Source organism: Roseovarius nubinhibens ISM, assembly GCF_000152625.1.
Taxonomy (GTDB): Bacteria; Pseudomonadota; Alphaproteobacteria; order Rhodobacterales; family Rhodobacteraceae; genus Roseovarius; species Roseovarius nubinhibens.
On sequence record NZ_CH724156.1, the window covers coordinates 628617 to 653259 of the forward strand.

At 62.7% G+C, this 24643-nt stretch carries 22 protein-coding genes; 13 read left to right on the forward strand and 9 right to left on the reverse strand.

Translation table 11 applies throughout. The annotated features are described in order from the left end of the window. The first annotated feature begins 155 nt into the window (after positions 1 to 155). From ISM_RS03160 to pdeM, 12 genes are all read left to right on the forward strand, one after another. Complete coding sequence (locus tag ISM_RS03160; protein WP_050754099.1) at positions 156 to 1577, forward strand: type II and III secretion system protein family protein; 1422 nt, start codon at positions 156 to 158, stop codon at positions 1575 to 1577. A 16-nt stretch (positions 1578 to 1593) separates the two neighbouring features. After that, on the forward strand, positions 1594 to 2256 hold the full coding sequence (locus ISM_RS03165) for an OmpA family protein (RefSeq protein WP_009812663.1): 663 nt from the start codon (positions 1594 to 1596) through the stop codon (positions 2254 to 2256). Between the two features lie 277 nt (positions 2257 to 2533). After that, a complete protein-coding gene (locus ISM_RS03170) occupies positions 2534 to 3751 on the forward strand; it encodes a CpaE/TadZ family protein (protein ID WP_338053127.1) in 1218 nt (405 codons plus the stop codon). A 28-nt stretch (positions 3752 to 3779) separates the two neighbouring features. After that, entirely contained in the window at positions 3780 to 5228 is a 1449-nt protein-coding gene (locus ISM_RS03175; protein WP_009812665.1) for a TadA family conjugal transfer-associated ATPase, read from the forward strand. Positions 5229 to 5233: 5 nt separating this feature from the next. Beyond that, entirely contained in the window at positions 5234 to 6202 is a 969-nt protein-coding gene (locus ISM_RS03180) for a type II secretion system F family protein (protein WP_009812666.1), read from the forward strand. Between the two features lie 13 nt (positions 6203 to 6215). After that, positions 6216 to 7187, forward strand: a complete 972-nt coding sequence (locus ISM_RS03185) for a type II secretion system F family protein (protein WP_009812667.1) — start codon at positions 6216 to 6218, stop codon at positions 7185 to 7187. A gap of 61 nt (positions 7188 to 7248) precedes the next feature. After that, positions 7249 to 7797, forward strand: coding sequence for a tetratricopeptide repeat protein (locus tag ISM_RS03190; protein WP_009812668.1), 549 nt, complete (start codon positions 7249 to 7251; stop codon positions 7795 to 7797). Positions 7798 to 7829: 32 nt separating this feature from the next. After that, entirely contained in the window at positions 7830 to 8675 is an 846-nt protein-coding gene (locus ISM_RS03195) for a tetratricopeptide repeat protein (protein ID WP_040617808.1), read from the forward strand. Positions 8676 to 8818: 143 nt separating this feature from the next. Continuing rightward, positions 8819 to 9313: an A24 family peptidase gene (locus tag ISM_RS03200; RefSeq protein WP_009812670.1), complete on the forward strand. Its 495-nt coding sequence runs from the start codon at positions 8819 to 8821 to the stop codon at positions 9311 to 9313. 269 nt (positions 9314 to 9582) lie between these two features. Beyond that, positions 9583 to 10896: an ATPase gene (locus ISM_RS03205; protein WP_009812671.1), complete on the forward strand. Its 1314-nt coding sequence runs from the start codon at positions 9583 to 9585 to the stop codon at positions 10894 to 10896. A gap of 54 nt (positions 10897 to 10950) precedes the next feature. Next, positions 10951 to 13362, forward strand: coding sequence for a ligase-associated DNA damage response DEXH box helicase (locus ISM_RS03210; protein ID WP_009812672.1), 2412 nt, complete (start codon positions 10951 to 10953; stop codon positions 13360 to 13362). A 67-nt stretch (positions 13363 to 13429) separates the two neighbouring features. Further along, on the forward strand, positions 13430 to 14095 hold the full coding sequence (gene pdeM, locus ISM_RS03215) for a ligase-associated DNA damage response endonuclease PdeM (RefSeq protein ID WP_009812673.1): 666 nt from the start codon (positions 13430 to 13432) through the stop codon (positions 14093 to 14095). Between the two features lie 3 nt (positions 14096 to 14098). Here pdeM and ISM_RS17650 read toward each other — a convergent pair whose 3' ends face one another. Continuing rightward, entirely contained in the window at positions 14099 to 14899 is an 801-nt protein-coding gene (locus tag ISM_RS17650) for a LytTR family DNA-binding domain-containing protein (RefSeq protein WP_156783299.1), read from the reverse strand. Between the two features lie 125 nt (positions 14900 to 15024). Between ISM_RS17650 and ISM_RS03225 the strand changes: the two genes are divergently transcribed. Beyond that, entirely contained in the window at positions 15025 to 15465 is a 441-nt protein-coding gene (locus ISM_RS03225) for a PaaI family thioesterase (protein WP_009812675.1), read from the forward strand. Positions 15466 to 15519: 54 nt separating this feature from the next. Here ISM_RS03225 and folD read toward each other — a convergent pair whose 3' ends face one another. The 8 genes from folD to pal form a co-directional block, all read right to left on the reverse strand. After that, positions 15520 to 16410 (reverse strand): bifunctional methylenetetrahydrofolate dehydrogenase/methenyltetrahydrofolate cyclohydrolase FolD, encoded by an 891-nt coding sequence (folD, locus tag ISM_RS03230; RefSeq protein ID WP_009812676.1) that lies wholly within the window; start codon positions 16408 to 16410, stop codon positions 15520 to 15522. 167 nt (positions 16411 to 16577) lie between these two features. Next, the gene (locus tag ISM_RS03235) at positions 16578 to 18254 is read right to left on the reverse strand and encodes a formate--tetrahydrofolate ligase (RefSeq protein WP_009812677.1); all 1677 of its coding nucleotides are present in this window, start codon (positions 18252 to 18254) and stop codon (positions 16578 to 16580) included. 148 nt (positions 18255 to 18402) lie between these two features. After that, complete coding sequence (locus ISM_RS03240) at positions 18403 to 19020, reverse strand: MOSC domain-containing protein (RefSeq protein WP_009812678.1); 618 nt, start codon at positions 19018 to 19020, stop codon at positions 18403 to 18405. 111 nt (positions 19021 to 19131) lie between these two features. Next, positions 19132 to 19908 carry a methyltransferase domain-containing protein gene (locus ISM_RS03245; RefSeq protein WP_009812679.1) on the reverse strand — a complete coding sequence of 259 codons (777 nt, stop codon included), beginning with the start codon at positions 19906 to 19908 and terminating at the stop codon, positions 19132 to 19134. A 5-nt stretch (positions 19909 to 19913) separates the two neighbouring features. Continuing rightward, entirely contained in the window at positions 19914 to 21833 is a 1920-nt protein-coding gene (gene ftsH / locus ISM_RS03250) for an ATP-dependent zinc metalloprotease FtsH (protein ID WP_009812680.1), read from the reverse strand. 81 nt (positions 21834 to 21914) lie between these two features. Beyond that, on the reverse strand, positions 21915 to 23105 hold the full coding sequence (gene tilS / locus ISM_RS03255; protein ID WP_009812681.1) for a tRNA lysidine(34) synthetase TilS: 1191 nt from the start codon (positions 23103 to 23105) through the stop codon (positions 21915 to 21917). Positions 23106 to 23170: 65 nt separating this feature from the next. Next, positions 23171 to 24013, reverse strand: a complete 843-nt coding sequence (locus ISM_RS03260) for a tetratricopeptide repeat protein (RefSeq protein ID WP_040617810.1) — start codon at positions 24011 to 24013, stop codon at positions 23171 to 23173. Positions 24014 to 24033: 20 nt separating this feature from the next. Beyond that, on the reverse strand, positions 24034 to 24549 hold the full coding sequence (pal, locus tag ISM_RS03265; protein ID WP_040618272.1) for a peptidoglycan-associated lipoprotein Pal: 516 nt from the start codon (positions 24547 to 24549) through the stop codon (positions 24034 to 24036). Between the last annotated feature and the right edge of the window lie 94 nt (positions 24550 to 24643).

The window sequence follows — 24643 nt, forward strand, 5'->3', positions numbered from 1 at the left end:
TCACGTAGCATTCCTGCAACTATTGCCCGTACAAAGCGGGAAACATGCAGCATTTTCCTTTGTTCCTTGATAAAAAATGCGAATTAGCGCAGTCTGAGCGCAATATTGGGCAAGAAGACCCACATAACTGAGGCGTGATCGGAAGGCAGGTCACAATGAAAATTAAATCTATTTGCATCGCGGCCCTATTGGGGGTCGCCATCTTTGCAGGACAGGCACCTTCGCCGGTGTCGGCAGAAAATCTTCACGTGGTACGCAAGGGCGCGTCCCGCGACATCTCTGTTTCCATGAACCGCGCGATTGTGGTCGAGAGCGATGTTCCCTTCGCGGAGCTCAGCGTCGCCAACGCCTCCATCGCGGATTTCTCTACATTGTCGGATCGCACGATCTACCTCCTCGGCAAGGCCCCCGGCCGCACGACGCTGACGCTGCTCGACGAGGCCGGTCGGCTGATCACCAATGTCGAAATCCATGTCAGCGCCGATATTTCCGAATTCAAGGAACGGCTCCGGCAGATCCTGCCCAATGAGAAAATCGAAGTGCGCACCGCCAATGACGGGATCGTGCTCTCCGGCGTGGTCTCCTCGACCCCGCGGATGCAGCGCGCCCTCGACCTGGCCCAGCGCTACGCCCCGGAACGGGTCTCGAACCTGATGTCGGTCTCCGGCAAACAGCAGGTCATGCTCAAGGTCCGCTTTGCCGAGATGCAGCGCAGCGTCTCCAAGAGCCTCGGCACCTCGCTCTTCATCGACGGGCTGAGCAACGCGGGCATCGGCGGCGCGATTTCAACCAACGGCATCGGCAGCTCGGCCCAGACCCCCGTCGGCGTTCAGCCTGGTACCGGCACCGCTGGCACCAACAACGGCGCCGCGTTCATCGGTCTGAACGCCGGGTCCGCCCAAGTCGGAATCCTGATCCAAGCGCTTGAAAGCAAAGGGCTTGTTCGCACGCTGGCGGAGCCGAACCTCACCGCCCTGTCGGGCCAAGAGGCCAATTTCCTCGCCGGTGGCGAATACCCGATCCCGGTGGCCCAGGAAGAAGGCGCCATCGCCGTCGAATTCAAACCTTTCGGCGTGCAGCTCAACTTCGTGCCCTACGTGCTCGACGACGAGGTGATCAACCTCGAGATTGCCGCTGCCGTCTCCTCCATCGACCCGAGCAATGGCTATAGCGACGGCACGATCACCATCGCCGGCTTCCGCACCCGCTCGACCTCGACCACCGTATCCTTGCGCGACGGCGACAGCTTTGCCATCGCCGGGCTCCTGCAGGATGATTTCGAGGACACCAACGGCCAGGTGCCATGGCTTGGCGATCTGCCGATCCTCGGCGCCCTCTTCCGCAGCGCCAATTATCAGCGCTCGCAGACCGAGCTGGTGATCATTGTCACCGCCCATCTGGTCACGCCCACCCGGGGCGAGGCGCTTGCCCTGCCCACCGACCGGGTGCTGCCCCCCTCCGAGGCGGATCTCTTCCTCAATGGCCGGGTCGCCCGTCAGGTGCGCAACTCCAAAGGCAGCGTCGGTGAAGTGGCCAAGCAGGACTTCAACGGCTCCTATGGCTATGTGATGGATTGATGAGGGGAGAGGGACAATGAAACATACCACAACTTTCCTCGCGCTACTGGCCCTGGCTGGCTGTGCGGCACCGGGCAGCGAAGTCTACCGCTCCTATCACAGCGAGGCGGGCGCCCTCGTCGACACCGGCAGCTTCGGCAACGCCACCATGCAAAACCAGCATGCGATGACCAATGAGGGGGCCTATGTCTACAACCTCTCGCATCGCTTCGCTAATGAGGTGGCCACCACGGTCAACTTCGCCTTCAACTCGGCCCAGCTCGATGCCGGCGCCCGCGACACGCTGCGCGAACAGGCGCATTGGATCCGGCAATTCCCCGAGGTCCGCTTCCGCGTCTATGGCCACACCGACAAGGTCGGCTCGCATGGCTATAACAAGGCCCTCGGCATGGCCCGCGCCCGTGCCGTGGTCGCCTATCTCGCCAGCCAAGGCATCAGCACCTCGCGGCTCGAGGCGGTCGCCTCTTTCGGCGAGACGCAACCGCTGATCGTCACCGAAGGCCGCGAACGCCGCAACCGCCGCACCGTGACCGAAGTCAGCGGTTTTGTGAAATCGAACCCGATCATCATGGACGGCAAATATGCCGAGGTGGTCTATCGCGAATATATCAAGAGCGCGGTCTCCGGCGCGAGATGGACCATCGTTGGCGACGCCGGCTCCTCCGAAGGGTCAGAGTAACACAAACGAGTTTCTCCCTGCCCGGCTTGTCCGGGACACCTAAAAGCCCGCCGCGACTAGGCGGGTTTTTCTTTGTCTCTAATGACCGCACAATTACGGTTTTTTAGCCCTAATGTTGCCCAGATTTTCACCGACATTCCCCTAAGCCAAAGATGCGCCCGCCCCTTATTTCGTGGGCGTATCGGGTCAGGAGAATCGTCGAACATAACGGCGGCCTGATCACCACGTCGCCAGGCGCGGCACTGAATAGGACGAATACGGCATGACGAGTAGTGCGATGCAACAACCAGAACCGAGCCCGATCGTCGCCTGCACGATTAGCAGGGACGTGCGCAACTTTGATCTGCTGATCGAGGACATGGAAACCGTCATGGGCGAGGCCTGGGGCGACCTTGGCTTTCACGAAGCCTTGGCCTTTCTCAATCAACCGGATGCCAAGGCGCTCGAATTCGTGGCCATTGCCATTGACGAGACGGACGAGAGCAATCTCGAGATGATCTCCGACATCATCCGTCAGGCCCGCGGCCGCAACATTCAGGTGATCCTCATCGCCGATGATGTGAGCCCGATCGCCCTGCACTCCCTGCTGCGTCAGGGTGCCGATGAATTCGTCCCCTACCCGCTGCCGGAGAACGAGCTGCAAGCCGCCATCGAACGGCTGCGCAAACCGGCCGAACCCGCCCCAAGTGCGACGAACAACGCGCCCACCGCCTCCGGGCGCGATGGCGTGGTCATCGGCGTCCAGGGCATTGCCGGCGGCACCGGGGCCACGACGCTCGCGGTCAACCTCGCCTGGGAGCTGACGCTCACCGACAAGAAAAATCCGCCCAAGGTCTGCATCCTCGATTTCAGCCTGCAACAGGGCAGCGTCTCGACCTTCCTCGACCTGCCGCGCCGCGAGGCCGTCTATGAAATGTGGTCCGACACCGAAACCATGGACGAGGACATCTTCCGCTCGGCTCTGCAATCGCATGAGGACAGCCTCTGGGTGCTGACCGCGCCGCCCGACATCCTGCCGCTCGACCTGATCAGCCCCGAGGATGTGAGCCGGGTGCTCGAGCTGGCCCAAAGCCTCTTTGACTATGTCATCATCGACATGCCGACGACGCTGGTGCAATGGACCGAAACCGTGCTCACCGCCTCGCAGATCTATTTCGTCACCATCGAAATGGACATGCGCTCGGCCCAGAACACGATCCGGCTCAAACGCGCCCTGCAGGCCGAAGAGCTGCCGATGGAACGGCTGCGCTTCTGTCTTAACCGGGCGCCGAAATTCACCGACCTCAACGGCAAGTCGCGGATCAAGCGCCTGTCGGAAAGCCTTGAGATCGGCATCGAACTGCAATTGCCCGATGGCGGCAAGCCGGTGACCCAGGGCGCCGACCACGGCCTGCCGCTGGCGGCCTCCGCCCCCAAGAACCCGCTGCGCAAGGAAATCGCAAAACTGGCCACCTCGCTCCACGAGCTTGGCAAGGCCGAAGCCGAGGCCGCCTGAGCCAGGGCCATGTCCGAAGGATTGAACGATGTTTTCGAGATATAAAAAGAACGGGGCCGAGCCCGCAAAACCCGTGATCCCCGCGGTCAAAGCCGAACCGCAGAGCGCCGCCGCCGCGCCCGCCCCCGAGGTCAAACCCTCGCTGCGCAAACCCCTGCCCGCAAGCTCGGCCCAGGCCGCGCCGCAGGACAAGGAGCGCAAGCGCAAGGAACGTCTCGGCGAGATCAAACTCGAAATGCACCGCTCGCTGCTCGACAATCTCAACCTGAGCGCGCTGGAAACCGCCTCCGAGGCCGAGCTGCGCGCCGAAATCGGCGCCATCACCGGCGAGGTTCTGGAAGAGCGTTCGATCATCCTCAACCGCGAAGACCGCACCACGCTGGTGCAGGAACTCTATGACGAGGTGCGCGGCCTTGGCCCGCTCGAAACCCTGCTCAAGGACGACACGGTCAACGATATTCTGGTGAACGGCCCGCATCAGATCTTCGTCGAACGCGAAGGCAAGCTCCAGCTGAGCGACGTCACTTTCAAGGACGAACGCCACCTGCTTCGGATCATCGACAAGATCGTCTCGGCCGTGGGCCGCCGCGTCGACGAATCCAACCCCTATGTCGACGCCCGTCTGGCCGACGGCTCGCGGTTCAACGCCATGGTGCCGCCGGTTGCGGTGGACGGCTCGCTCGTCTCGATCCGGAAATTCAAGAAAGACAAGCTCGGCATCGACGATCTGGTGAAATTCGGCGCCTTTTCCGAGGAAATGGCCGCCTATCTGCAGGCCGCCGTGGCGACCCGGCTCAACGTGATCGTGTCGGGCGGGACCGGTTCCGGTAAGACGACGACGCTCAACGCGCTGTCCTCCTTCATCGACAATTCCGAACGTATCCTGACCATCGAAGACACCGCCGAACTTCAGCTCCAACAGACCCATGTTGGCCGGATGGAAAGCCGCCCGCCCAACGTCGAAGGCAAGGGCGAAGTGTCGCCGCGCGACTGTCTCAAGAACGCCCTGCGGATGCGTCCTGACCGGATCATCGTCGGCGAGACCCGTGGCGAGGAAGTGATCGACATGCTGCAGGCCATGAACACCGGCCACGACGGCTCGATGACCACGATCCACGCCAACAACCCGCGCGACGGCATCAGCCGTCTGGAAAACATGGTCGCCATGGCTGGTATGGAAATGCCGCTCAAGGCCGTCCGCTCGCAGATTTCCTCGGCGGTCAACCTGCTGGTGCAGGCCTCGCGTCTCCAGGACGGCTCGCGCCGCATGACCTCGATCACCGAGATCACCGGTATGGAAGGCGACGTCATCTCGATGCAGGAGGTCTTCCGCTTTCAGCGCGTCGGCCTCACCCCCGACAACAAGATCATCGGCCATTTCACCGCCACCGGCGTCCGCTCGGCCTATTCCGAACGGTTCCGTCTCTGGGGCTATGACCTGCCGCCGTCCATCTACGAACCCACAAAGGCGGGATAAGCCCCATGAGCCTCAGCATCGAACCCATCATCTACGGCCTGATCTTCGTCGGCGTGCTTGTGCTGGTCGAAGGGATCTACCTCACGGTCTTCGGCAAATCCATTTCGCTCAACAGCCGCGTCAACCGCCGGCTCGAGATGCTGGACAAAAACGCCAACCGCGAAGAGGTCATGGAAAAGCTGCGCAAAGAGATGCAGCTCCACCTGCGCTCGCGCCGCATCCCGCTCTATGCGATCCTCGCCACCAAGGCCCAGAAGGCCGCCATCGCCTTCTCGCCGAAACAGCTCATCATGCTGATGGTGCTGCTGAGCATGGTGGCCTTCGTCGGCCTGACCTTCGGCACCGCCACCTCGCTGCCCGTCCGCATTCTCGCCTCCATCGGCATCGGCGTCAGCGCGATCTTCATGTGGATCTCCTCCAAGGCCAAGAAACGCACCGCCCGGCTCGAGGAACAGCTCCCCGACGCGATCGAGCTCATGGTGCGCTCGCTTCGCGTGGGTCACCCGTTCTCGGCCGCGATCTCCATCGTGGCCAATGAGGTCTCTGACCCGCTCGCCACGGAGTTTGGCATCATCGCCGACGAGGCCGCCTATGGCCGCGAACTGGGCGAGGCGCTCAAGGACATGGCCGAACGGCTCGACATGCAGGATCTGCGCTTCCTCGCCGTGGCCGTCACCATCCAGCAGCAATCGGGCGGCAACCTCGCCGAAATCCTCGACGGCCTGTCCAAGGTGATCCGCTCGCGGTTCAAGCTCTTCCGCCGGGTCAAGGCCATCACCGCCGAGGCCAAATGGTCCGGCAACTTCCTCTCCGGCTTCCCGTTGATGGCCCTCATCGGCATTCAGCTCATCGACCCCAATTACTATGACGAAGCCATGGAACACGCGTTTTTCATCCCCGCGGCTATCACCGTCGGCGTCTTTCTTGTCCTGAACCTGATCGTCATGCGCGGTCTGGTGAACATCAAGGTTTGAGGAAACTTACCCCATGTCTCAATTGAACGATTTCCTCACGGCAAACCTGGGCGAATTTGGCCCGCTGATCGCCGTCGGCACGCTCGGCCTGCTCTTGATCATGATCACCGTGGTGCTCATGATCAATCAGCCCGAAGACCCGCTCGACAAGCTCAAGAAATCGCAAAAGCAGCAGGGCCTGGAAACCAAGGCCAAGCTGCGCTCCGGCTCGCGCAACGAAAAGCTCGACAAATATGCGAATTTTCTCGAGCCGCAGGACGAGAAGCAGATGTCGGAGATGCGCAAGAAGCTCCTGCAAGCGGGCTATCGCAACCGTGACGCCGTGCGCTACTACCATTTCGCCCAATTCGCCCTCGGCCTCGGGCTTCTGGTGGTGGGCGTGATCTACTTCCTGCTCTTCGTGCAGGGCCCGGACACCACCACCACCCAGACCATCCTCTATATCCTCGTGCCCGGCGCCATCGGCTATCTCGCGCCGAAATACTGGGTCACCAAACGCCAGCAACAGCGCCAAGAGGAAATTCAGGACGGCTTCCCCGACAGTCTCGACATGATGCTCGTCTGCGTCGAGGCCGGGCAATCCATGGACCAATCCATCGTCCGCGTCTCCGAGGAAATCCGCGCCTCCTACCCGGCGCTGGCCGATGAATATCAACTCGTCGCGCAACAGATCAAAGCCGGCCGCGACAAGGCCTCAGTGCTCAATGAAATGGGCGACCGCTGCGGCGTGCAGGACATCTCGTCCTTCGTCACCGTGCTGGTCCAGTCGCAGACCTTCGGCACCTCGGTGGGCGATGCGCTGCGCGTCTATGCCGCCGAGATGCGTGACAAAAGGGTCATGCGAGCCGAGGAAAAGGCCAACAAGATCCCGACCAAGATGACTTTGTGCACGATGGGGCTTACCGTGCCCCCATTGCTGATCATCCTTGTCGGCCCTTCGGTTCTCGGCATCATGGACCTGATGACCATGGGCACGGGTCTCTGACCCCCGCCCGAGGCGGACCGATAGGCTAGACGGGCACAGGCTGGACCGGTAGACGGTGGGAATGACAAAGACGGCTCTTGCTCTGGCACTGCTCATCGCCCTGGCCGGGTGCTCCGACAGCACCCTGCCGGAGGACCCCTTTGCACCCGGCGTCGCCGACAGCGGCCATTCCACCGACCCGCTCACCGTGGCCCATCGCCTCGTGCGCGCCCAGGAATACGAACTGGCGCTGCAGGCCTTCTCCCGCGCCGCGCTCAAGGACGGGATGACCCCGGAAATCATGGCCGGCATGGGCACCGCCAATCTCGGGCTGCGCCGCCTCGGCCAGGCCGAAACCCTGCTGCGCGACGCGATCAAGGCCGAGGACGCGGTGCCGGAAACCTGGAACAACCTCGGCGTCGTGCTGATGGAACGCGGCGAAACCGCCGAAGCCTCGCAAATCTTCCGCCACGCCTATGCGCTCGACAATGGCGAAAGTGACGCAATCCGCGATAATTTACGCTTGGCACTCGCCAAGCTTGACGAGGCGGTTTATGATCCTGACACAGAGCAAGAATATAAAATCGTGCGACGCGGCAGCGGGGATTTCCTGATCCGTAAGATACGATAACGAGGCAGTAGCAGTAAGAGGACGCAGAAAAAATGCGCCACCCTATCCTTGTTTCGCTGTGCATCCCGGCACTGGTGGCTTTGGCTGCCTGTGAAAATACCGGTGAGGATGCGACCCGATCCTTCAATGGCGTGAACGTCATTGACGAAAGCAATCTCAACGATGTCATGCTGACCGTCGGCGACCCGAACGAGGCGGTCACCTATTTTCAGCGTGCCACCGGCGAACAGCCCGACCGCATCGACCTGCAACGCGGGCTGGCCAAATCGCTGATCCGCGCCGGACGCCATACCGAGGCCGTCTCCGCCTGGCAAAAGGTCGTGGCCCATAAGGACGTCACCGATGACGACCGGGTGGAACTGGCCGATGCGCTGATCCGCAACGGCGACTGGAAAGCCGCGGAAAAGACCCTGAACACCGTGCCCCCCACGGTCGAGACTTTCAAACGCTACCGGCTCGAGGCGATGGTCGCCGACAGCAACAAGGACTGGAAAAAGGCCGACAGCTTCTACGACACCGCCGTCGGTCTCACCACCACCCCGGCGGGCGTCATGAACAACTGGGGCTATTCCAAGCTCACCCGCGGCGATTACGCCGATGCCGAACGGCTCTTTGCCGATGCGATCCGGCTCGATGGCAAGCTTTTCACCGCCAAGAACAACCTGATCCTCGCCCGGGGTGCGCAAAAGAAATACACCATGCCGGTGATGCCCATGTCGCAATCCGAGCGCGCCGAGCTGCTCTATTCTCTCGGGCTCACGGCGGTGAAACAGGGCGATGTCACCATCGGCAAGGGGCTCTTGCGCGATGCGGTCGACACCCACCCCCAGCATTTCGACGCCGCCGCCCGCAGCCTGGCCGCGCTGGAAAACTCCTAAACCCTGTCGCGCGGGGGCTCCCTCCCCCTCCTCCGCGCGCCCCACCCCGTCACTATCTGGCACCCACCACGATCTGAGCTGAGCCACCGCAACACCGGCCTTCCCGGATCACAGGACATCGCCATCGCGCCAGGAGCCGAGCCATGGAGATCACTCAAACAGCCGCGACGTGGTTTTTCCCCTTCGCCCTGCCCATCTGCCTCTGGGTCGCCTATACCGACCTCAAGCTGATGAAGATCCTCAACCTCGCCGTTCTGGCGCTGATCGCGGTCTTTGTGGTGATCGGCCCCGTCGCCCTGCCCTTCGACGCCTATCTCTGGCGCTATGCGCATTTCCTGGTGATCCTTGCGCTTGGCATCGGGCTCAACGCCGCCGGTCTCGTCGGCGCGGGCGACGCCAAATTCGCCGCCGCCGCCGCGCCTTTCGTGGCGCTGGGCGACATCCGGCTCCTGCTCGTCATCCTCGCCTTCACCCTCGTGGCGGGCTTTGCGGCGCATCGGCTCGGCAAACACACCCGCCTGCGCAACCTCGCCCCCCATTGGGAGAGCTGGCACCGCGAAGGCAAATACCCGATGGGGCTGAGCCTCGGCGGCGCGCTGGCGATCTACCTCGGCCTCGGCTTCTGCTACGGCGCGTGAGGCGCGCGCTCAGGGCGAAATCCACCACAGCCGCTTTACCGCCGCCATACCGACAGGATACCGACCCGCCATATCGGCGGGTTTTTCCTGTGCCGCGGGCGTGCTTTTGGCGGATTTCGCCACTGTCGTTTTACCGTCGCAATACCGACGTGGTACCGACCCGCCATTTTACCCTCTGCCGCCCCTCCCCGGCCCAACGGCTTCCTTAATATGTCCTCATTTTGCAGGCATACCGGAGCCGAGTTCGGACAGGTCATGGAACCCCAATCATGAATATGGAAGTCACCCAGCAAGGCGTGCAGCCCCCCCCGCCGCCCAACCGTATCGAAGAGATGCGTATCCCCGTCGTGATGATGCGGGACATCTTGCTAAAAACCATGTTTCGCAAGAACTTAGACCTCGTGACCGACATCTCCGAGGCGATCTGCCTGCCCCGTGCCGTGACCCAGGAACTGGTCGACATGGCCCGCACGCAGCTGCTTCTCGAAGCCACCGGCACGCTCAATGCCAACTCCGGCAACGAGATGGGCTATCAGCTCACCGACGCCGGCAAGCAACGCGCCCTCGACGCTCTCGCCCAGTCCGAATATTTCGGCGCCATGCCCGTCCCCCTCTCGGTCTATTCCGAACAGATCAAACGCCAATCCATCCGCAGCATTCAGATCACTCGGCAGGAACTGACCTCGGCGATGGGCCATCTCGTGCTGCCCAACAACCTGCTCGATCAGCTCGGCCCGGCGGTCTCCGCCGGTCGCTCGATCCTGATGTACGGCCCGCCGGGCAACGGTAAATCGAGTATTTCCAACGGCATACGTGACGCTATGGGCGACAAGATCTATGTCCCCCGCGCCATCGAATATTCCGGCCAGGTGATCACCGTCTATGACCCGATCGTGCATTCCAAGGCCGAGGTCGAGACCGACGACCCGAACTCGCTCCGCCGCCGCCGCACCTTCGACACGCGCTATGTGCGCTGCGAACGGCCCACCGTGATCACCGGCGGGGAGCTGACGCTCGACATGCTCGACCTCGTCTACAACCCCACCGCCCGCACCTATCAGGCCCCGCTGCAGCTCAAGGCCACCGGCGGCATCTTCATCGTCGACGACCTTGGCCGTCAGGCCGAACCGCCGCAGAACCTCGTCAACCGCTGGATCGTCCCGCTCGAAGAGAGCAAGGACATCCTCGCCCTGCAATCGGGCGAGAAATTCGAAGTGCCTTTCGACACGCTGGCGATCTTCTCGACCAACTTCCATCCCAATGAAATCTTTGACCAAGCCGCGCTCCGCCGGATCTTCTACAAGATCAAGATCGACGGGCCTAACCAGGCGGATTTCCTCAAGATTTTCGCCATGGTCGCCAAGAAAAAGAAGATGCCGCTGAGCGAACCCGCCCTCGTGCATCTGCTGAAAAAGAAGTACCCGACGATCAACAATGTCTATGCCAACTATCAGCCGGTCTTCCTCATCGACCAGATGATTTCGATCTGCGAATTCGAGGGCATCCCCAATCAGATGTCGCCGGACCTGATCGACCGGGCCTGGGCCAACATGTTCGTCAAGGACGAGGCCATCGTGCGCTGATCGCGCGGCAGTTTTTGCAAGAAAATCACCGGGCGGCGCATTACATATCTCGGCATGACCGAGCTCGCGCCGCCCTTTTCCACCTTCTTCACCGCCCGTGGCTGGACCCTCCACCCGCATCAGCGCGACATGCTCGCCCGCGCCGACGCCGCCGCGCTGCTGCTTGTCGCGCCCACCGGCGGCGGCAAGACGCTGGCCGGATTTTTGCCGACACTGGTTGAACTTGGCCCCGATCCCGCCCCCGGGTTGCACACGCTCTATATCTCGCCTCTCAAGGCGCTCGCCGCCGATATCCGCCGCAACCTGCGCCGCCCGGCCCAAGAGATGGGGCTCAACATCCGGATCGAGGACCGCACCGGCGACACCTCCTACACCCAGAAGCGCCGCCAGCGCGCCGACCCGCCCCATATCCTGCTGACCACGCCCGAAAGCCTTGCGCTCTTGACCTCCTACGAGGACGCGCCGCGCATCTTTGCCGGGTTGCAGCGGGTGGTCATCGACGAGGCCCATGCGCTGGCCGAGTCCAAGCGCGGCGATCAGCTCATGTTGGCCCTATCGCGGCTCGAGACGCTCTGCCCCGGTCTGCGCCGCGTCGGTCTTTCCGCCACGGTCGAGGACCCGCCCGCGCTCGCCCGCTTCCTCGCGCCGCATCCCGCGCCCTGCGAGATCCTCCTGGCCGATCCCGGCCCCGATCCCGATATCGCCATGCTCGACGTCGACGCCGCCCCGCCCTGGGCCGGGGGCGGGGCCGCCCATGCCATCCCCGCCGTGCTCGACGCCGTGCGCGCCCACAAGACCACGCTGATCTTTCACAACACCCGCGCGCAGGCGGAAATTTTCTTTCATAATCTGTGGCTTGCCAATGACGATGCGCTGCCCATCGGCATCCATCATGGCAGTCTCGACCGTGCCCAGCGCGAGCGGGTCGAAGCCGCCATGCAAGAAGGCACGCTGCGCGCCGTGGTCTGCACCGGCAGTCTCGATCTTGGGCTCGATTGGGGCAATGTCGATCTGGTGATCCAGATCGGCGCCCCGAAGAATGTCAAACGGCTGGTGCAACGAATTGGGCGCGCCAATCACCGCTATAACGCGCCCTCCAAGGCCCGGCTGGTCCCTGCCAACCGCTTTGAGGTGATCGAATGCCGCGCCGCGCTCGAGGCGGTGCGCGCCCGCGATCTCGATGGCGCGCCGCGTGGTCCCGGCCCGCTCGACGTGTTGTGCCAGCATATCCTGATCAGAGCCTGCTCTGGCCCGTTTGACGCCGACGCACTCTATTCTGAGGTTGCCCGCGCCGGTCCCTATGCCGATCTCAGCCGCGCCACGTTTGACGATTGTCTCGCGTTTTGCGCCACCGGCGGCTATGCCCTGCGGGCCTATGACAAATGGCGTCGCCTGATGCAGCGGCCTGACGGGCTGTGGCAACTGCGCGACCCGCGCAGCGCCGCGCTCATCCGGATGAATATCGGCACCATTCAGGATGCCGATCTGGTTAAGGTCCGGCTCAGACGCAACCGGGGCGGCAAGCCGCTGGGCGAGGTCGAAGAGGCCTTTGCCGCCTCGCTGTCGCCCGGAGATACCTTTCTCATCGGCGGTCAGATCGTGCGCTATGAGGGGCTACGCGAGATGGTGGTCGAGGTCTCGCCAGATGCCGCGCGCAAACCCCGGCTGGCGGTGTTTGGCGGCACGAAATTCGCCACCTCCTCGCAGCTCAGTCAGCGTATCCTGACCATGCTGCAACAAGACAGTTGGCCCGATCTGCCGGGATATAGCCAAGACTGGCTCCGGTTGCAGCGCGAGATGTCCCGCCTGCCCGAGCCCGGTCGATTGCTGATCGAGAGCTTTCCCCATGACGGGCGCGAACATGCCTGTGTCTACGGCTTTGCCGGGCGCAATGCGCAGCAAACACTGGGGCTTTTGCTGACCAAGAGGATGGAGGACCTGGGCCTTGATCCGCTGGGGTTCGTGGCCACGGATTACGCGACGCTGATCTGGGGGCTCGAGCCGCTGACCGATGCCACGCCGCTGCTCGACATTGCCTCTCTGCGCGACGGTCTCGACCATTGGCTGATGGGCAACGCGGTGATGAAGCGGAGCTTTCGCGGGGCGGCCACCATTGCCGGGCTCATCACCCGCAACATGCCCGGCAATCGCAAGAACGGGCGGCAGGCCACCATGTCGTCGGATATCCTCTATGATACATTGGTGAAATACGACCCCGACCATTTGCTGTTGCGGATCACGAGGGACGAGGCGATGCGCGGCCTTGTAGATTTTGCCCGGATCGAAGAGATGGCCGAGCGGGTTGCAGGGCGGATCGATCTGCTGCGTCTCGACCGGATTTCGCCCTTTGCCGCGCCCTTGCTTCTCGAAGTGGGCAAGGTGCCGATCAAAGGCGCCGCCGAAGAGCGGCTGCTCGGCAAAGAGACCACGCGGCTCTTGGCCGAGGCTGGGCTGGATGCGCTCTGATCCTTGCCTGCCGGAGCGCGCATCCGATCTCTTGCAATTTCCGCGCAGGCCAGCCAAAGAACATTGCATGAACGGGCATGCATTCACCTTGGCGGGAACCGATCTCATCGCGCTGGCCAGCGGCGCGCTCTATTGGCCTGCGCAGGATGTGCTCTGTGTCTCGGACCTGCATCTCGGCAAGGCGGCGCGGCGCGGGCGGCTCGGTCAGGCGACGCTGCCGCCCTATGAGACGCGCGACACGCTGGCGCGGCTGGGGGCGGTGCTCGGCCATACCGCGCCCCGCACGGTCATCTGTCTCGGCGACAGTTTCGACGATCCCGAGGCGGCGCGAGAGCTGAGCGACCCCGATGCTGAGACGCTTAGAGCCCTGCAAAACGGACGACGTTGGATTTGGATCGAGGGCAATCACGATCCCGGGCCCCTCGGTCCTGCAGGGGAGCATATGCCGAATCTGGCGATCGGCGCGCTGCGGTTTACCCATAATGCCACCCCGCAAGGCTCGGGTGAAATATCGGGCCATTATCACCCAAAGGCCACGGTACGGAGCAAGGGGCGGGCCATGTCGCGCCCGGCCTTCCTGATTGATGCGACGCGGGTGATCCTGCCCGCCTTTGGCACCTATACCGGCGGCCTGCGCTGTTCCGATCCCGTGCTCGCCCGCCTCATGTCACCCGATGCCATCGCGGTGCTCACCGGGGCGCGGGCGCTCTGCCTGCCCATGGGGCGCGCCTAGCGGCTAGAGGATGCCCGCCGCTTCGAGATCCGGTTTGTATTTGCGTCCAACCGGGATTTCATCGCCATTGGTGAGGCGGATCACAATTTTGTGAGGTGTGGGTTTCAACACCTCCTGAATGGCCGCACGGGTCACCCAATGCGACCTATGGGCGCAATAGCCCTCTTGCGGATCGGTTTCCCCAATCGCGTCGATGAATCGCATGCGCAGGCGGTGGCTGCCATGTTCCGTCACCACCTCTACAAAATGCCCATCGGCAGACAGGCGCAGGATCTGACCGCGCAACTCTTCGGGAAGCCGCTGCATGAGCCGCGGTTCCGGAAGTTCGATCTTGCCGGGATAACGGTCACCACGCTGGGACGGACGGCGGAACTCCGGTGTGAGGCGGCGCAGGAGGACGAGAACCATACAGACCAGCAGCACATACATGACCGCCACGAAGAACGATGGTGCGGGATTGCCGTTGAGATTGGCAAGAAACGCCCCAACCCACCATACGAAAGGACCGAACAGCATCAGTCCCAGTGTCACAGCGACCAGTTCAAACTTGGCCTTATCCTGCGGGCGAATGAACGCCATCGTCACCGCCCGAACGAAGTGATCGCCCAAGATCGCGACGGTGACCACCGCCGTCCAGAACCCCAGCCGCGGCAGCGCCTCCATGGCGATATAGGTGCCAAACGGACCGGCAGCCCAGGTCACCAAAATCAGACTGACCCATAGGCTCACCGTTAACGGCGACGACAAGCTGCCGAAGATCTGTGCGAAGACGTTTCTGACATGATCTCGGGTTGGTAAACTCAAAGCGAACCTCTTTCTCGGACATTACAACCCTGACAGGCAATTGTATATTTTTCGTAGACACGACAAGGACTTCTGTCAGTTTGGACGGTAAAAGAGCTTATCAATCGATTGGCGGGAAAACAAAAATGGGAAATTCAGAAGGCTGGTCCCCATCGCAGATCAGCAAGATCCAACGCAGCTTTGCGTCGCAATCCCTCATGGCGACATTGGGCGCACAGCTGAGCCGGGTTTCCAAGGGGGAAATCGAAATTACCTGCCCGATCCTCGAAGGCAGCCAGCAGCAGCACGGCTTTGCCCATGCCGGACTCACTTTTTCGATAGGTGACAGCGCGGCGGGCTATGCCGCGCTCAGCATCATGCCCGAAGAGGCTGAGGTGCTCACCTCCGAGATGAAGATCCACCTGCTCGCCCCGGGGCGTGGCGATGTTTTGGTGGCGCGCGGCAAGGTCATCAAGCCGGGCCGCCGGCTGGTCATCGCGCAGGCCGATATCTTTGGCGTGACCGAGGGCCAGGAAACCCATGTGGCCACCATGCTCGGCACGCTGGTTCCGATCCTGCCAAAGTAAAACCCCGATGCGCGCACCGGGGTTCTAAGACGTCTCAATTCAAGTCGGGATTGTTCAGGCGGTGAGCCCTTCGGGCTCGGACAGGTCATTTGACCGGCAGCACGCGGTGACCGTATTGGCCAGCAGGCAGGCAATGGTCATCGGCCCGACACCACCCGGCACCGGCGTGATCGCCCCGGCCACCTCTTTGGCGCTTGCGAAATCGACATCGCCCACGAGGACATTCTTGCCGTCACGCTCGATCCGGTTGATGCCCACGTCGATCACGGTGGCGCCTTCCTTGATCCAGTCACCCGGCACCATTTCAGGGCGGCCAACGGCGGCCACGACGATATCGGCGCGGCGCACCACCTCTGCCAGATCCTTGGTCCGGCTATGGGCGATGGTCACGGTGCAGCTGTCGCCCAGCAGAAGCTGTGCCATCGGTTTGCCCACGATGTTCGAGCGGCCAATCACCACCGCATTCATCCCCGAGAGCGACCCGTGGTGATCGCGGAGCATCATCAGGCTGCCCAGCGGCGTGCAGGGGACCATGCTCTTTTGCCCGGTGCCGAGCAGGCCAACGTTCGAGATGTGAAAGCCGTCCACATCCTTTTCCGGGCTGATCGAGTTGATCACCAGATCTTCATCCAGATGCTTGGGCAGCGGCAGTTGCACAAGGATGCCATGCACGCTGTCATCCTTGTTGAGCGTGTCGATCAGGGCCAGCAGATCGGCCTCGGACGTGTCGGCGTCGAGCTTGTGCTCGAAAGAGTTCATGCCCACTTCGACGGTCTGTTTGCCCTTCGAGCGGACATAGACCTGGCTGGCCGGATCTTCGCCCACCAGAACCACCGCCAGACCGGGGGTGATCCCATGCTCTTCCTTGAGCCGCGCCACATGGCCCGCGACCTTTTCGCGAATGGTGGCGGCGAAGGCTTTGCCGTCGATGATCTTGGCTGTCATTTCAAACTCTCCTTGCGGCGCGTGACCGCCGTGTACTCTGTTCGCTGTGTGACCTCAGGCGCGACCCGCCTGAGGAGAAGTTCCATAAATCCGGCGTCGCAATGACAATCTCCCTGCCGCCACGAGGGCGACAGGGAGGTCGGTATGTCAGCCGAAGGATCGCGGCATCAGAAGAGGCCTTCGATCTGCCCCGCGTCGTTGAGGCGGATCGCCTCGGCAGAGGGGACGCGCGGCAGGCCGGGCATGGTCATGATCTCACCGCAGACAACCACGACGAAACCGGCACCCGCCGAGAGGCGCACTTCGCGCACCGGAACCGAATGGCCGGTGGGCGCGCCACGCAGGTTCGGATCGGTCGAGAAGCTGTACTGCGTCTTGGCCATACAGATCGGCAGCTTGCCATAGCCCTGCTCTTCCCAGAGCTTGAGCTGATCGCGGATCTTCTTGTCGGCCAGAACCTCGTCGGCACGATAGATGCGCTTGGCGATGGTTTCGATCTTCTCGAAGAGCGGCATGTCGTCGTCATAGATCGGCGAGAAGTTGGCATTGCCCGCATCTGCGACTTCGACAACCTTGCGTGCCAGATCGGCAGAACCTTCCGAGCCCAGTTCCCAGTGACGCGACAGGACGGCCTCGGCGCCATGCGCCTTGACGAAATCCTTGACGGCCTGGATCTCGGCGTCGGTGTCGGTGACGAAATGGTTGATCGCCACGACCACCGGCACACCGAAGGATTTGACGTTCTCGATGTGACGACCGAGGTTCGGACAGCCCTTCTTGACCGCTTCGACATTCTCAGCGCCAAGATCGGCCTTGGCCACGCCGCCGTTCATCTTCATCGCGCGGACGGTGGCCACGAGAACCACGGCAGACGGTGCGATACCGGCCTTGCGGCACTTGATGTTCATGAACTTTTCAGCACCGAGGTCGGCGCCAAAGCCTGCCTCTGTCACAACGTAATCGGCCAGTTTCAGCGCCGTGGTGGTGGCGATGACCGAGTTACAGCCATGCGCGATGTTGGCGAAGGGGCCACCATGCACGAAGGCCGGGTTGTTTTCGAGCGTCTGCACGAGGTTGGGCTGCATCGCGTCCTTGAGCAGGACGGTCATTGCGCCTTCGGCCTTGATATCGCGGGCGAACACGGGGGTACGGTCACGGCGGTAGGCCACGATCATGTCGCCGAGACGACGCTCGAGATCCTTCAGGTCGTTGGCGAGGCAGAGGATCGCCATGACTTCGGAAGCCACGGTGATGTCAAAGCCGCCTTCGCGCGGGAAGCCGTTGGCCACGCCGCCGAGCGACACGTTGATCTGACGCAGGGCGCGGTCGTTCATGTCGACAACGCGACGCCATTGCACCCGACGCACGTCGATCTCGAGCTCGTTGCCCCAGTAGATGTGGTTGTCGATCATCGCCGACAGCAGCGAATGCGCGCTGGTGATGGCGTGGAAGTCACCCGTGAAATGCAGGTTCATCTCTTCCATCGGAACGACCTGCGCATAGCCGCCACCGGCCGCGCCACCCTTCATACCAAAGTTCGGCCCGAGCGACGCTTCGCGGATGCAGATCATCGCTTTCTTGCCGATGTGGTTCAGGCCGTCGCCCAGACCCACGGTGGTGGTCGTCTTACCTTCGCCCGCCGGGGTCGGGTTGATCGCGGTCACGAGGATCAGCTTGCCGTTCTTGCGGTCCTGAACGGAGTTGATGAAATCCTGGCTGACCTTGGCCTTGTCATGGCCATAGGGCAGCAGATGCTCGGACGGAATGCCAAGCTTGTCGCCGATCTCTTGGATCGGTTTTTTATTCGCCTCGCGTGCGATTTCGATGTCGGTTTTGTAACCCATGCTGGTCCCCTTCTTTGGCCAAGGCCGATGTCTCTCTGGCGTCTGATAGCGAGTCTGCCTTGGGTTCCAGCACGGTTTTCCGACATATATCACCTTGGTTGCGGCGATAGCGGCTGAAATCGTTTCCCTTCGGAAACAATTTGATCGCTTACCAGCGCTTGGCCTCGGCGCTGAGCACCCCGTCGAGCGGCGCCCAGACTCGCTGATCGGGGATGAAAAGCCGCAGCGCATCACCGACCCGAAGCCGCCCCTCGCGTTCGACCCAGGCCGTCACCCCGCGCCGACCGCGGGCAGCTGGCAGGAAGGTCTTGCCCTCACCGGGACGCGCTGCCTCAATCTCGCGCGCAGGGAGCTGACAGGGGCGGTTCTCCATATCGATCACCAAGGTGACGCCATCTTCGCCCTGCAGCCGCGACGACGGCGGCACATGGGTGAAATCAGGGATACCTTCGATCAGGATCGACACGCCGAGCCATTGCGGGTCGAGCTCCTCTCCGCCCATCGTCTCGCTGATCGCCGCGACCTCTTCGGCAGACAGGATCGAGAACTGACGCACATTGCGAATGTCCGTGCCGCGCGGGTGCATATCCTTGACCCGCACACAGGAGGGCCGGGTTTCGCCCCAGTGACGGCCCCGGGTGTCGCCGCCATAGCGCGCCTCGATCTCTTGAACCGGGCTGGCGCGCACGCCGTCGCTCTCGGGGCGGTCGACACAGCCGAGCCAAGTGATACGGGCGATAAAGTCGGTGGCGGCAAGGGCGGGCATAGGCATCTCCGGTGACAAAGGAACTGCCGCCAACCTTCCCGCCCGATGTGATCAGGTCAACGCAAAAGCGGCGCAAACTGCGCCGCCTTCATCAGAAATATACTTGGGTCATTAGACCGTGAGCGTGAAGAACAGCCGCCGGAAGGGAAAGAGCACCGACCCATCGGCGCGCACCGGATAGGCCACCTGCATCGCCTCTTCATAGCGGCGGATCAATTCGGCCTTTTCATCGGCCTCCAGCGCGTTGAGAACGGGGCGCGCATAGGTGCTCTCGGTATAGCGGCGCACGGGATGGCTGCCTTTTTCGGCCACGAGGCGTTGATAATACTCGGTTTCCCAAAGGCGGAACCGGCCCATCGGCGCCAGCAGCTCGTCATATTTCTGCGGTGCCATGACCCCCGGCGTGCCCATCTTCTCGATCCGGTTGGGGAACATCTCTTCGCTCAGCGACAGCCACACGCGATGCGAGGGTGCCTTGTTCTGATGCGGCATCTGCACCGCCAGCGTGCCGCCCTTCGCAAGCATCTGCGCCAGACGCGGCAAGAGCTTTTCATGCTCGCCCACCCAATGCAGCGCCGCATTGGAAAAGATCAGCCCCGGCGCACGGCGCGGATGCCAATCCCGGATATCGGCCTGCTGCAGGCTGGCGTAACAGCTCGCGGTGCGGGCCTTTTCAAGCATCGCGGGCGAGGCATCGACCCCGACGATCGATCGGCCCTCTGCCCGCGCCTTGAGAGCGGGGCCAAGCTGACCATTACCACAGCCCAGATCAATGACATCCCCGGCGGCCATCTGGCCCACCGCGTTCAGCAGATCCAGCCCCGGGCGCAAGCGGAGATCCCGGAACCGTTCATAGGCACCGGGATTCCAGTCAGGGCTATTGGCCATACCGCTCACGCAGAGGGCTCGGGCTCGAGACCGCCGTCACCGCCACGCGGGGTTTTCGGCTTGGTTTTCGGGATCGCGGTGACCGAGGGCGCATTGCCTTCGTCCGATCCGTCATCCTCGTCATCGCTGAGATGCGGCGGCTCCCCGCGCATCACGCGCTTGATCTCTTCGCCGGTCAGCGTCTCGTATTCGAGAAGGCCCTGCGCCAGACGCTCGAACTCTTCCTCGTTTTCCGAGATGATCTTGAACGCAATGTCATAGCCGTCATCGATGAATTTCTTCACCTCTTGCTCGATCAGCTCCTTGGTATGGGCCGAAACCGAGAGACCGGCAGTGTTGCCGCTATAACCTTCATGGGCTTCGGCATAATCGACATTGCCGACCTTGTCCGACATGCCATAGCGCAGCACCATGGCCCGGGCGAGCTGGCTCGCCTGTTGAATATCGCCCACCGGGCCCGACGACACGCTGTCGGCACCGTATTTGAAAATCTCGGCCGCCTTGCCCGCCATGGTCATAGCAATGCGCTGATGCAGCTCGTCTTTGAACATCTGCAGCTTGTCGATCTCCGGCAGGCTCATCACCATACCCAGAGCGCCGCCGCGCGGGATGATCGTCGCCTTATAGACCGGATCGCATTTCGGCAGTTTCAGACCGACGATGGCATGACCAGCCTCGTGATAAGCGGTCTTTTCCTTCTGGTCCTGCGTGAGAACCATCGACCGCCGTTCGGCCCCCATCATGACCTTGTCCTTGGCCATCTCGAAATCGTCCATGGTGACAAACCGCCGCCCGATCCGCGCCGCCATGAGCGCCGCCTCGTTTACGAGGTTGGCCAGATCCGCGCCCGAGAAGCCGGGCGTGCCGCGCGCGATGATGCGCAGATCGACATCGGGGCCGAGCGGCGTCTTGCGGGCATGCACGCCGAGGATCTTCTCGCGACCCTTGATGTCGGGATTGGGCACGGTGACCTGACGGTCAAACCGGCCGGGACGCAGCAGCGCCGGGTCCAGCACATCCTTGCGGTTGGTGGCCGCGATGATGATCACGCCTTCATTGGCCTCGAACCCGTCCATTTCGACCAGCAGCTGGTTGAGCGTCTGTTCACGCTCGTCATTGCCGCCGCCATAGCCCGCGCCACGATGGCGCCCCACGGCGTCGATCTCATCGATGAAAACGATGCAAGGCGCGTTCTTCTTGGCCTGTTCGAACATGTCGCGGACACGGCTCGCGCCGACACCGACGAACATCTCGACAAAGTCAGAGCCCGAGATGGTGAAGAAGGGCACACCCGCCTCGCCCGCAATCGCCCGCGCCAGAAGCGTCTTACCGGTGCCCGGAGGGCCCACCAGCAGCGCGCCTTTGGGGATTTGCCCGCCAAGACGGCTGAATTTCTGCGGATTGCGGAGAAACTCGACGATCTCTTCGAGCTCTTCCTTGGCCTCATCGATCCCGGCCACATCGTCAAAGGTCACGCGGCCATGTTTCTCGGTGAGCATCTTGGCCTTGGACTTGCCAAAGCCCATCGCGCCGCCTTTGCCGCCGCCCTGCATCCGGTTCATGAAATAGACCCAGACCGCGATCAGCAGAAGGAAGGGGGCAAGCGTCAGAAGGAAGGCCTGGAACCCGGATTGTTCCTGGCTTTCGGCCTGAACGGGGATGCCCTTTTCGATGAGAAGCTTGGTCACTTCGGCATCTTCCGGCTTGATCGTCATGTAGTTGACGCCAGCATTATCCTGAAAGCGCACGGTCTCACCATCGAGCGTGACTTCGCTAACGGTGCCTTCATTGACCGCCGAGACAAACTCGGAATAGGCCAGAGGCTTGCTCTGAAGTGTACTTCCGGTACCGCTGAACAGGTTGAACAGCGCCACTACCAGCAGGAACAGAACCAGCCAGAAGGCGATCGTGCGTGCATTGCCCAAGGCAAATCTCCCCAAAACATATGTCGGCCCCGCATCTAGCACAGGGGGCATAGGTCTTAAATAGCAATCCTGCCGGGTTGTTCAATGCGACAGAAGCGTGTCATTCAAATCCCGTCGCGACCGGAGGCATTCCGCCGACCATCCCTCAGATTGCCCCAGCCCGGCCAAGGGCGCCGCGATGAGCTGCCCGTCGCGCCAGACGGCGGGCGACGCGATCAGGCTCGCCGCGGGATAGCCTGCCTGTCGCCGGTCAGGACAGAGCGACAGCGAGGCCTCTCCCAGCGCGCGGATGCGATCCTCTGGCTCAAACGGGCCGGAGACCTGCCAGCGACCATCCCAGAGCGTCCCCGGACAGGCTTCGAGATCCGCCACAGCGGCCCATTCCCGGGTGATCCGAATGTAATCACGACGCGGGATGTTGCGGCAGCCATGCAATGTCATCGCCTCCTCGCGCTGCAGCGCCTCGAGCAGTGCCTCGACCGCCGCGCCGCGCGCTGGATAGCCATGGCCAGAGACCCAACGCAGCGCCGCTTGCAAGATGCGCCTTTGGATGTCCCTGCGTTCCTCACCCCATGCCTGCGCGTCGATGACCAGATCGCCTGCATCGAATTGCACCAACCGCTCTGCGGCCTCTTGCGCCACATGGCCGATGGTCGCGCGCGCCTCCCGCAGATAGCCCGCCACCTTGGCTAAGGCCTCGACCTCGACGCCTGCGCTCTCCAGCGCGGACAATGCCGCACGTGTCCGCACCCGGGCGTATTGAGGATCCTCATTGCTCGGGTCATCGGCCCAACCGATATCTCGCCGCCGCAAATAGGCCCGAAGGCTTTCGCGCGAAACGCCCAAGAGAGGCCGGTGCAGGGTCATCGCACCACGTGCGGTCCGCGCGCCCATGCCGGCCAGCCCGTCGAGCCCCGCCCCGCGCGCCAAACGCATGACGAGGGTCTCCGCCTGATCATTCTGGGTGTGCCCCAAGACGAGATCGTGAATATCGTGGCTTAGCGCCCAGTCGGCCATCAGATCATATCGCGCCCGGCGGGCCGCATCAGACAGGTTGCCCTGCCCGTCCCAGCCCTGCCACTCAAGACAGTGATGCGGCAGAGCGAGCTCGGCACAAAGCTGCGCCACCGCTTCCGCCTCGTGGGCCGCTGCCGCCCGCAACCCATGATCCACGGTGACCGCATAGAGGGAGACCTCGCGCCCTTGGGCCCAGTCCTTCAGCCCAAGCAATAGCGCGGTGGAATCGCTTCCGCCCGAAACGGCGACAGCCATCCGGGCGGGAGAACTCTTGGAAAAATGGGCCTCTAACGCGTCGCAAAGCAACGCCTGAGGGTGGCTCATGAACAGCCCAGTTCGGCCATCGTCCCCTGCGCCTCGGCCACGGCGGGCGATCCGGGGTAACGTTCCCCCACTTCGGTCAGGGTGACACAGGCCTCATTGGTCTGGCCAATCCGTCCCAATGTGCGCCCGAGACGGTAGAGTGCCGTCGAGGCGGCCGGGCCCTCTCGATCCGCCGAGAAGGTGTCGAGATAGGCCCGTGCGGCCCCGGTCAGATCGCCTTCGGCCTCAAGTGCCTGCCCACGCAAGACTCCCGCCTGCCCGCTGAGCGGACCGCCGGGATAGGCCGTCTGAAAGGCCGAGAACAGCTCGGCCGCCTTGGCCGTGTTGCCAGCATCGAGCTCGGCCTTGGCCCGATCGAAATCGGACTGTTCGCCGATGGCGAGCTCGGTCTGTGCCTCGCCGGTGGCAGCCGTGCCGCCACCAAGCGCTGCCGCCCCGCCGGTGCTGCCTTGGATGGCCTCACCGCCCAAGGTCGAGGTTTCGCCGAGCTTGCTCACGTCGCCGCCCTCAAGCTCGACCAAACGAAACTCGAGATCGCCGATCCGGTTGGTGCCGTCGCTGACCACGCGGTTGATGTGCAGCTCGAGCTCTTCGGTGTTGGCCGTGAGCCGCTGCAGCTCGCTCTCGATGGCGTTGACGCGCGCGATGACCGAGCCGCCGCCGGTGGCGGTGGCCGCCCCGCCGGTCGTGCTCAGCTCGCGCTTCAGCTTCTGGATTTCGACATGCAGCACGGTAAGCTCTTGCCGAATATCGGCCAGTGTTTCAGTCCGGGACTGCGCCCCGACCGCCACAGGCATCGCCATCAGGACGACACATGACAGGATAGTCCAATACCGCATTTCTCAATCTCCCGTTCGGCTTAGACGCCCGCGCCGGCCGAAATCACCGTGACCGACCGCCGGTTTTGCGCATAGCAGCTTTCTTCGCTGCAAATCTCGATCGGGCGCTCCTTGCCATAGCTGATCACCTTGAGACGGGTCGACGGCACGCCTTGGCTGATCAGGTATTCCTGGACCGAATTGGCCCGCCGCGCACCAAGCGCGAGGTTGTATTCGCGCGTGCCCTGCTCATCCGCGTGACCTTCGATCAGCGCGTCATAATCGGTGTTGCGCAGCAGCCATTGTGCCTGACCGTTGAGCGTCTGCTGTGCGGTCGAGGTCAGCGTGTGCTGATCGACGGGAAAGAGGACGCGGTCCCCGACTGTCTGGCTGAAATAGGCGGGCGAAGTCGGATCCGATGCCGAGCCCGCAATCACGCCCGAATTGGCCCCTGTGCCGTTGAGATCGACAGTGCTGTCCCCGAACCGGTCCGGGCTGGAACAAGCTGCCAGAAGCAGACCTGTCCCGAGGATCATCGCCTTTTGAAACGTCTTCATTTTAGTGCCCCGCTCGCGTTTGTTGGTCGTCGGTGTGGTTTTCATCTTGCCTAAGCCCTTATCTATCACAGCCCAAGCTTTATGGGAATCGTCA

Coding starts and splice junctions, on each gene's coding strand:
- pal (WP_040618272.1), bottom strand. CDS start 24,549: ATGAAGACGTTTCAAAAGGCGATGATCCTCGGGACAGGTCTGCTTCTG.
- ISM_RS03260 (WP_040617810.1), bottom strand. CDS start 24,013: ATGCGGTATTGGACTATCCTGTCATGTGTCGTCCTGATGGCGATGCCT.
- ISM_RS03190 (WP_009812668.1), top strand. CDS start 7,249: ATGACAAAGACGGCTCTTGCTCTGGCACTGCTCATCGCCCTGGCCGGG.
- ISM_RS03245 (WP_009812679.1), bottom strand. CDS start 19,908: ATGGCCAATAGCCCTGACTGGAATCCCGGTGCCTATGAACGGTTCCGG.
- ISM_RS03195 (WP_040617808.1), top strand. CDS start 7,830: ATGCGCCACCCTATCCTTGTTTCGCTGTGCATCCCGGCACTGGTGGCT.
- ISM_RS03175 (WP_009812665.1), top strand. CDS start 3,780: ATGTTTTCGAGATATAAAAAGAACGGGGCCGAGCCCGCAAAACCCGTG.
- ISM_RS03180 (WP_009812666.1), top strand. CDS start 5,234: ATGAGCCTCAGCATCGAACCCATCATCTACGGCCTGATCTTCGTCGGC.
- ISM_RS03185 (WP_009812667.1), top strand. CDS start 6,216: ATGTCTCAATTGAACGATTTCCTCACGGCAAACCTGGGCGAATTTGGC.
- ISM_RS03170 (WP_338053127.1), top strand. CDS start 2,534: ATGCAACAACCAGAACCGAGCCCGATCGTCGCCTGCACGATTAGCAGG.
- ISM_RS03235 (WP_009812677.1), bottom strand. CDS start 18,254: ATGGGTTACAAAACCGACATCGAAATCGCACGCGAGGCGAATAAAAAA.
- tilS (WP_009812681.1), bottom strand. CDS start 23,105: ATGGCTGTCGCCGTTTCGGGCGGAAGCGATTCCACCGCGCTATTGCTT.
- ISM_RS03160 (WP_050754099.1), top strand. CDS start 156: ATGAAAATTAAATCTATTTGCATCGCGGCCCTATTGGGGGTCGCCATC.
- pdeM (WP_009812673.1), top strand. CDS start 13,430: ATGAACGGGCATGCATTCACCTTGGCGGGAACCGATCTCATCGCGCTG.
- ISM_RS03210 (WP_009812672.1), top strand. CDS start 10,951: ATGACCGAGCTCGCGCCGCCCTTTTCCACCTTCTTCACCGCCCGTGGC.
- ISM_RS03240 (WP_009812678.1), bottom strand. CDS start 19,020: ATGCCCGCCCTTGCCGCCACCGACTTTATCGCCCGTATCACTTGGCTC.
- folD (WP_009812676.1), bottom strand. CDS start 16,410: ATGACAGCCAAGATCATCGACGGCAAAGCCTTCGCCGCCACCATTCGC.
- ISM_RS03225 (WP_009812675.1), top strand. CDS start 15,025: ATGGGAAATTCAGAAGGCTGGTCCCCATCGCAGATCAGCAAGATCCAA.
- ISM_RS03200 (WP_009812670.1), top strand. CDS start 8,819: ATGGAGATCACTCAAACAGCCGCGACGTGGTTTTTCCCCTTCGCCCTG.
- ISM_RS03165 (WP_009812663.1), top strand. CDS start 1,594: ATGAAACATACCACAACTTTCCTCGCGCTACTGGCCCTGGCTGGCTGT.
- ISM_RS03205 (WP_009812671.1), top strand. CDS start 9,583: ATGAATATGGAAGTCACCCAGCAAGGCGTGCAGCCCCCCCCGCCGCCC.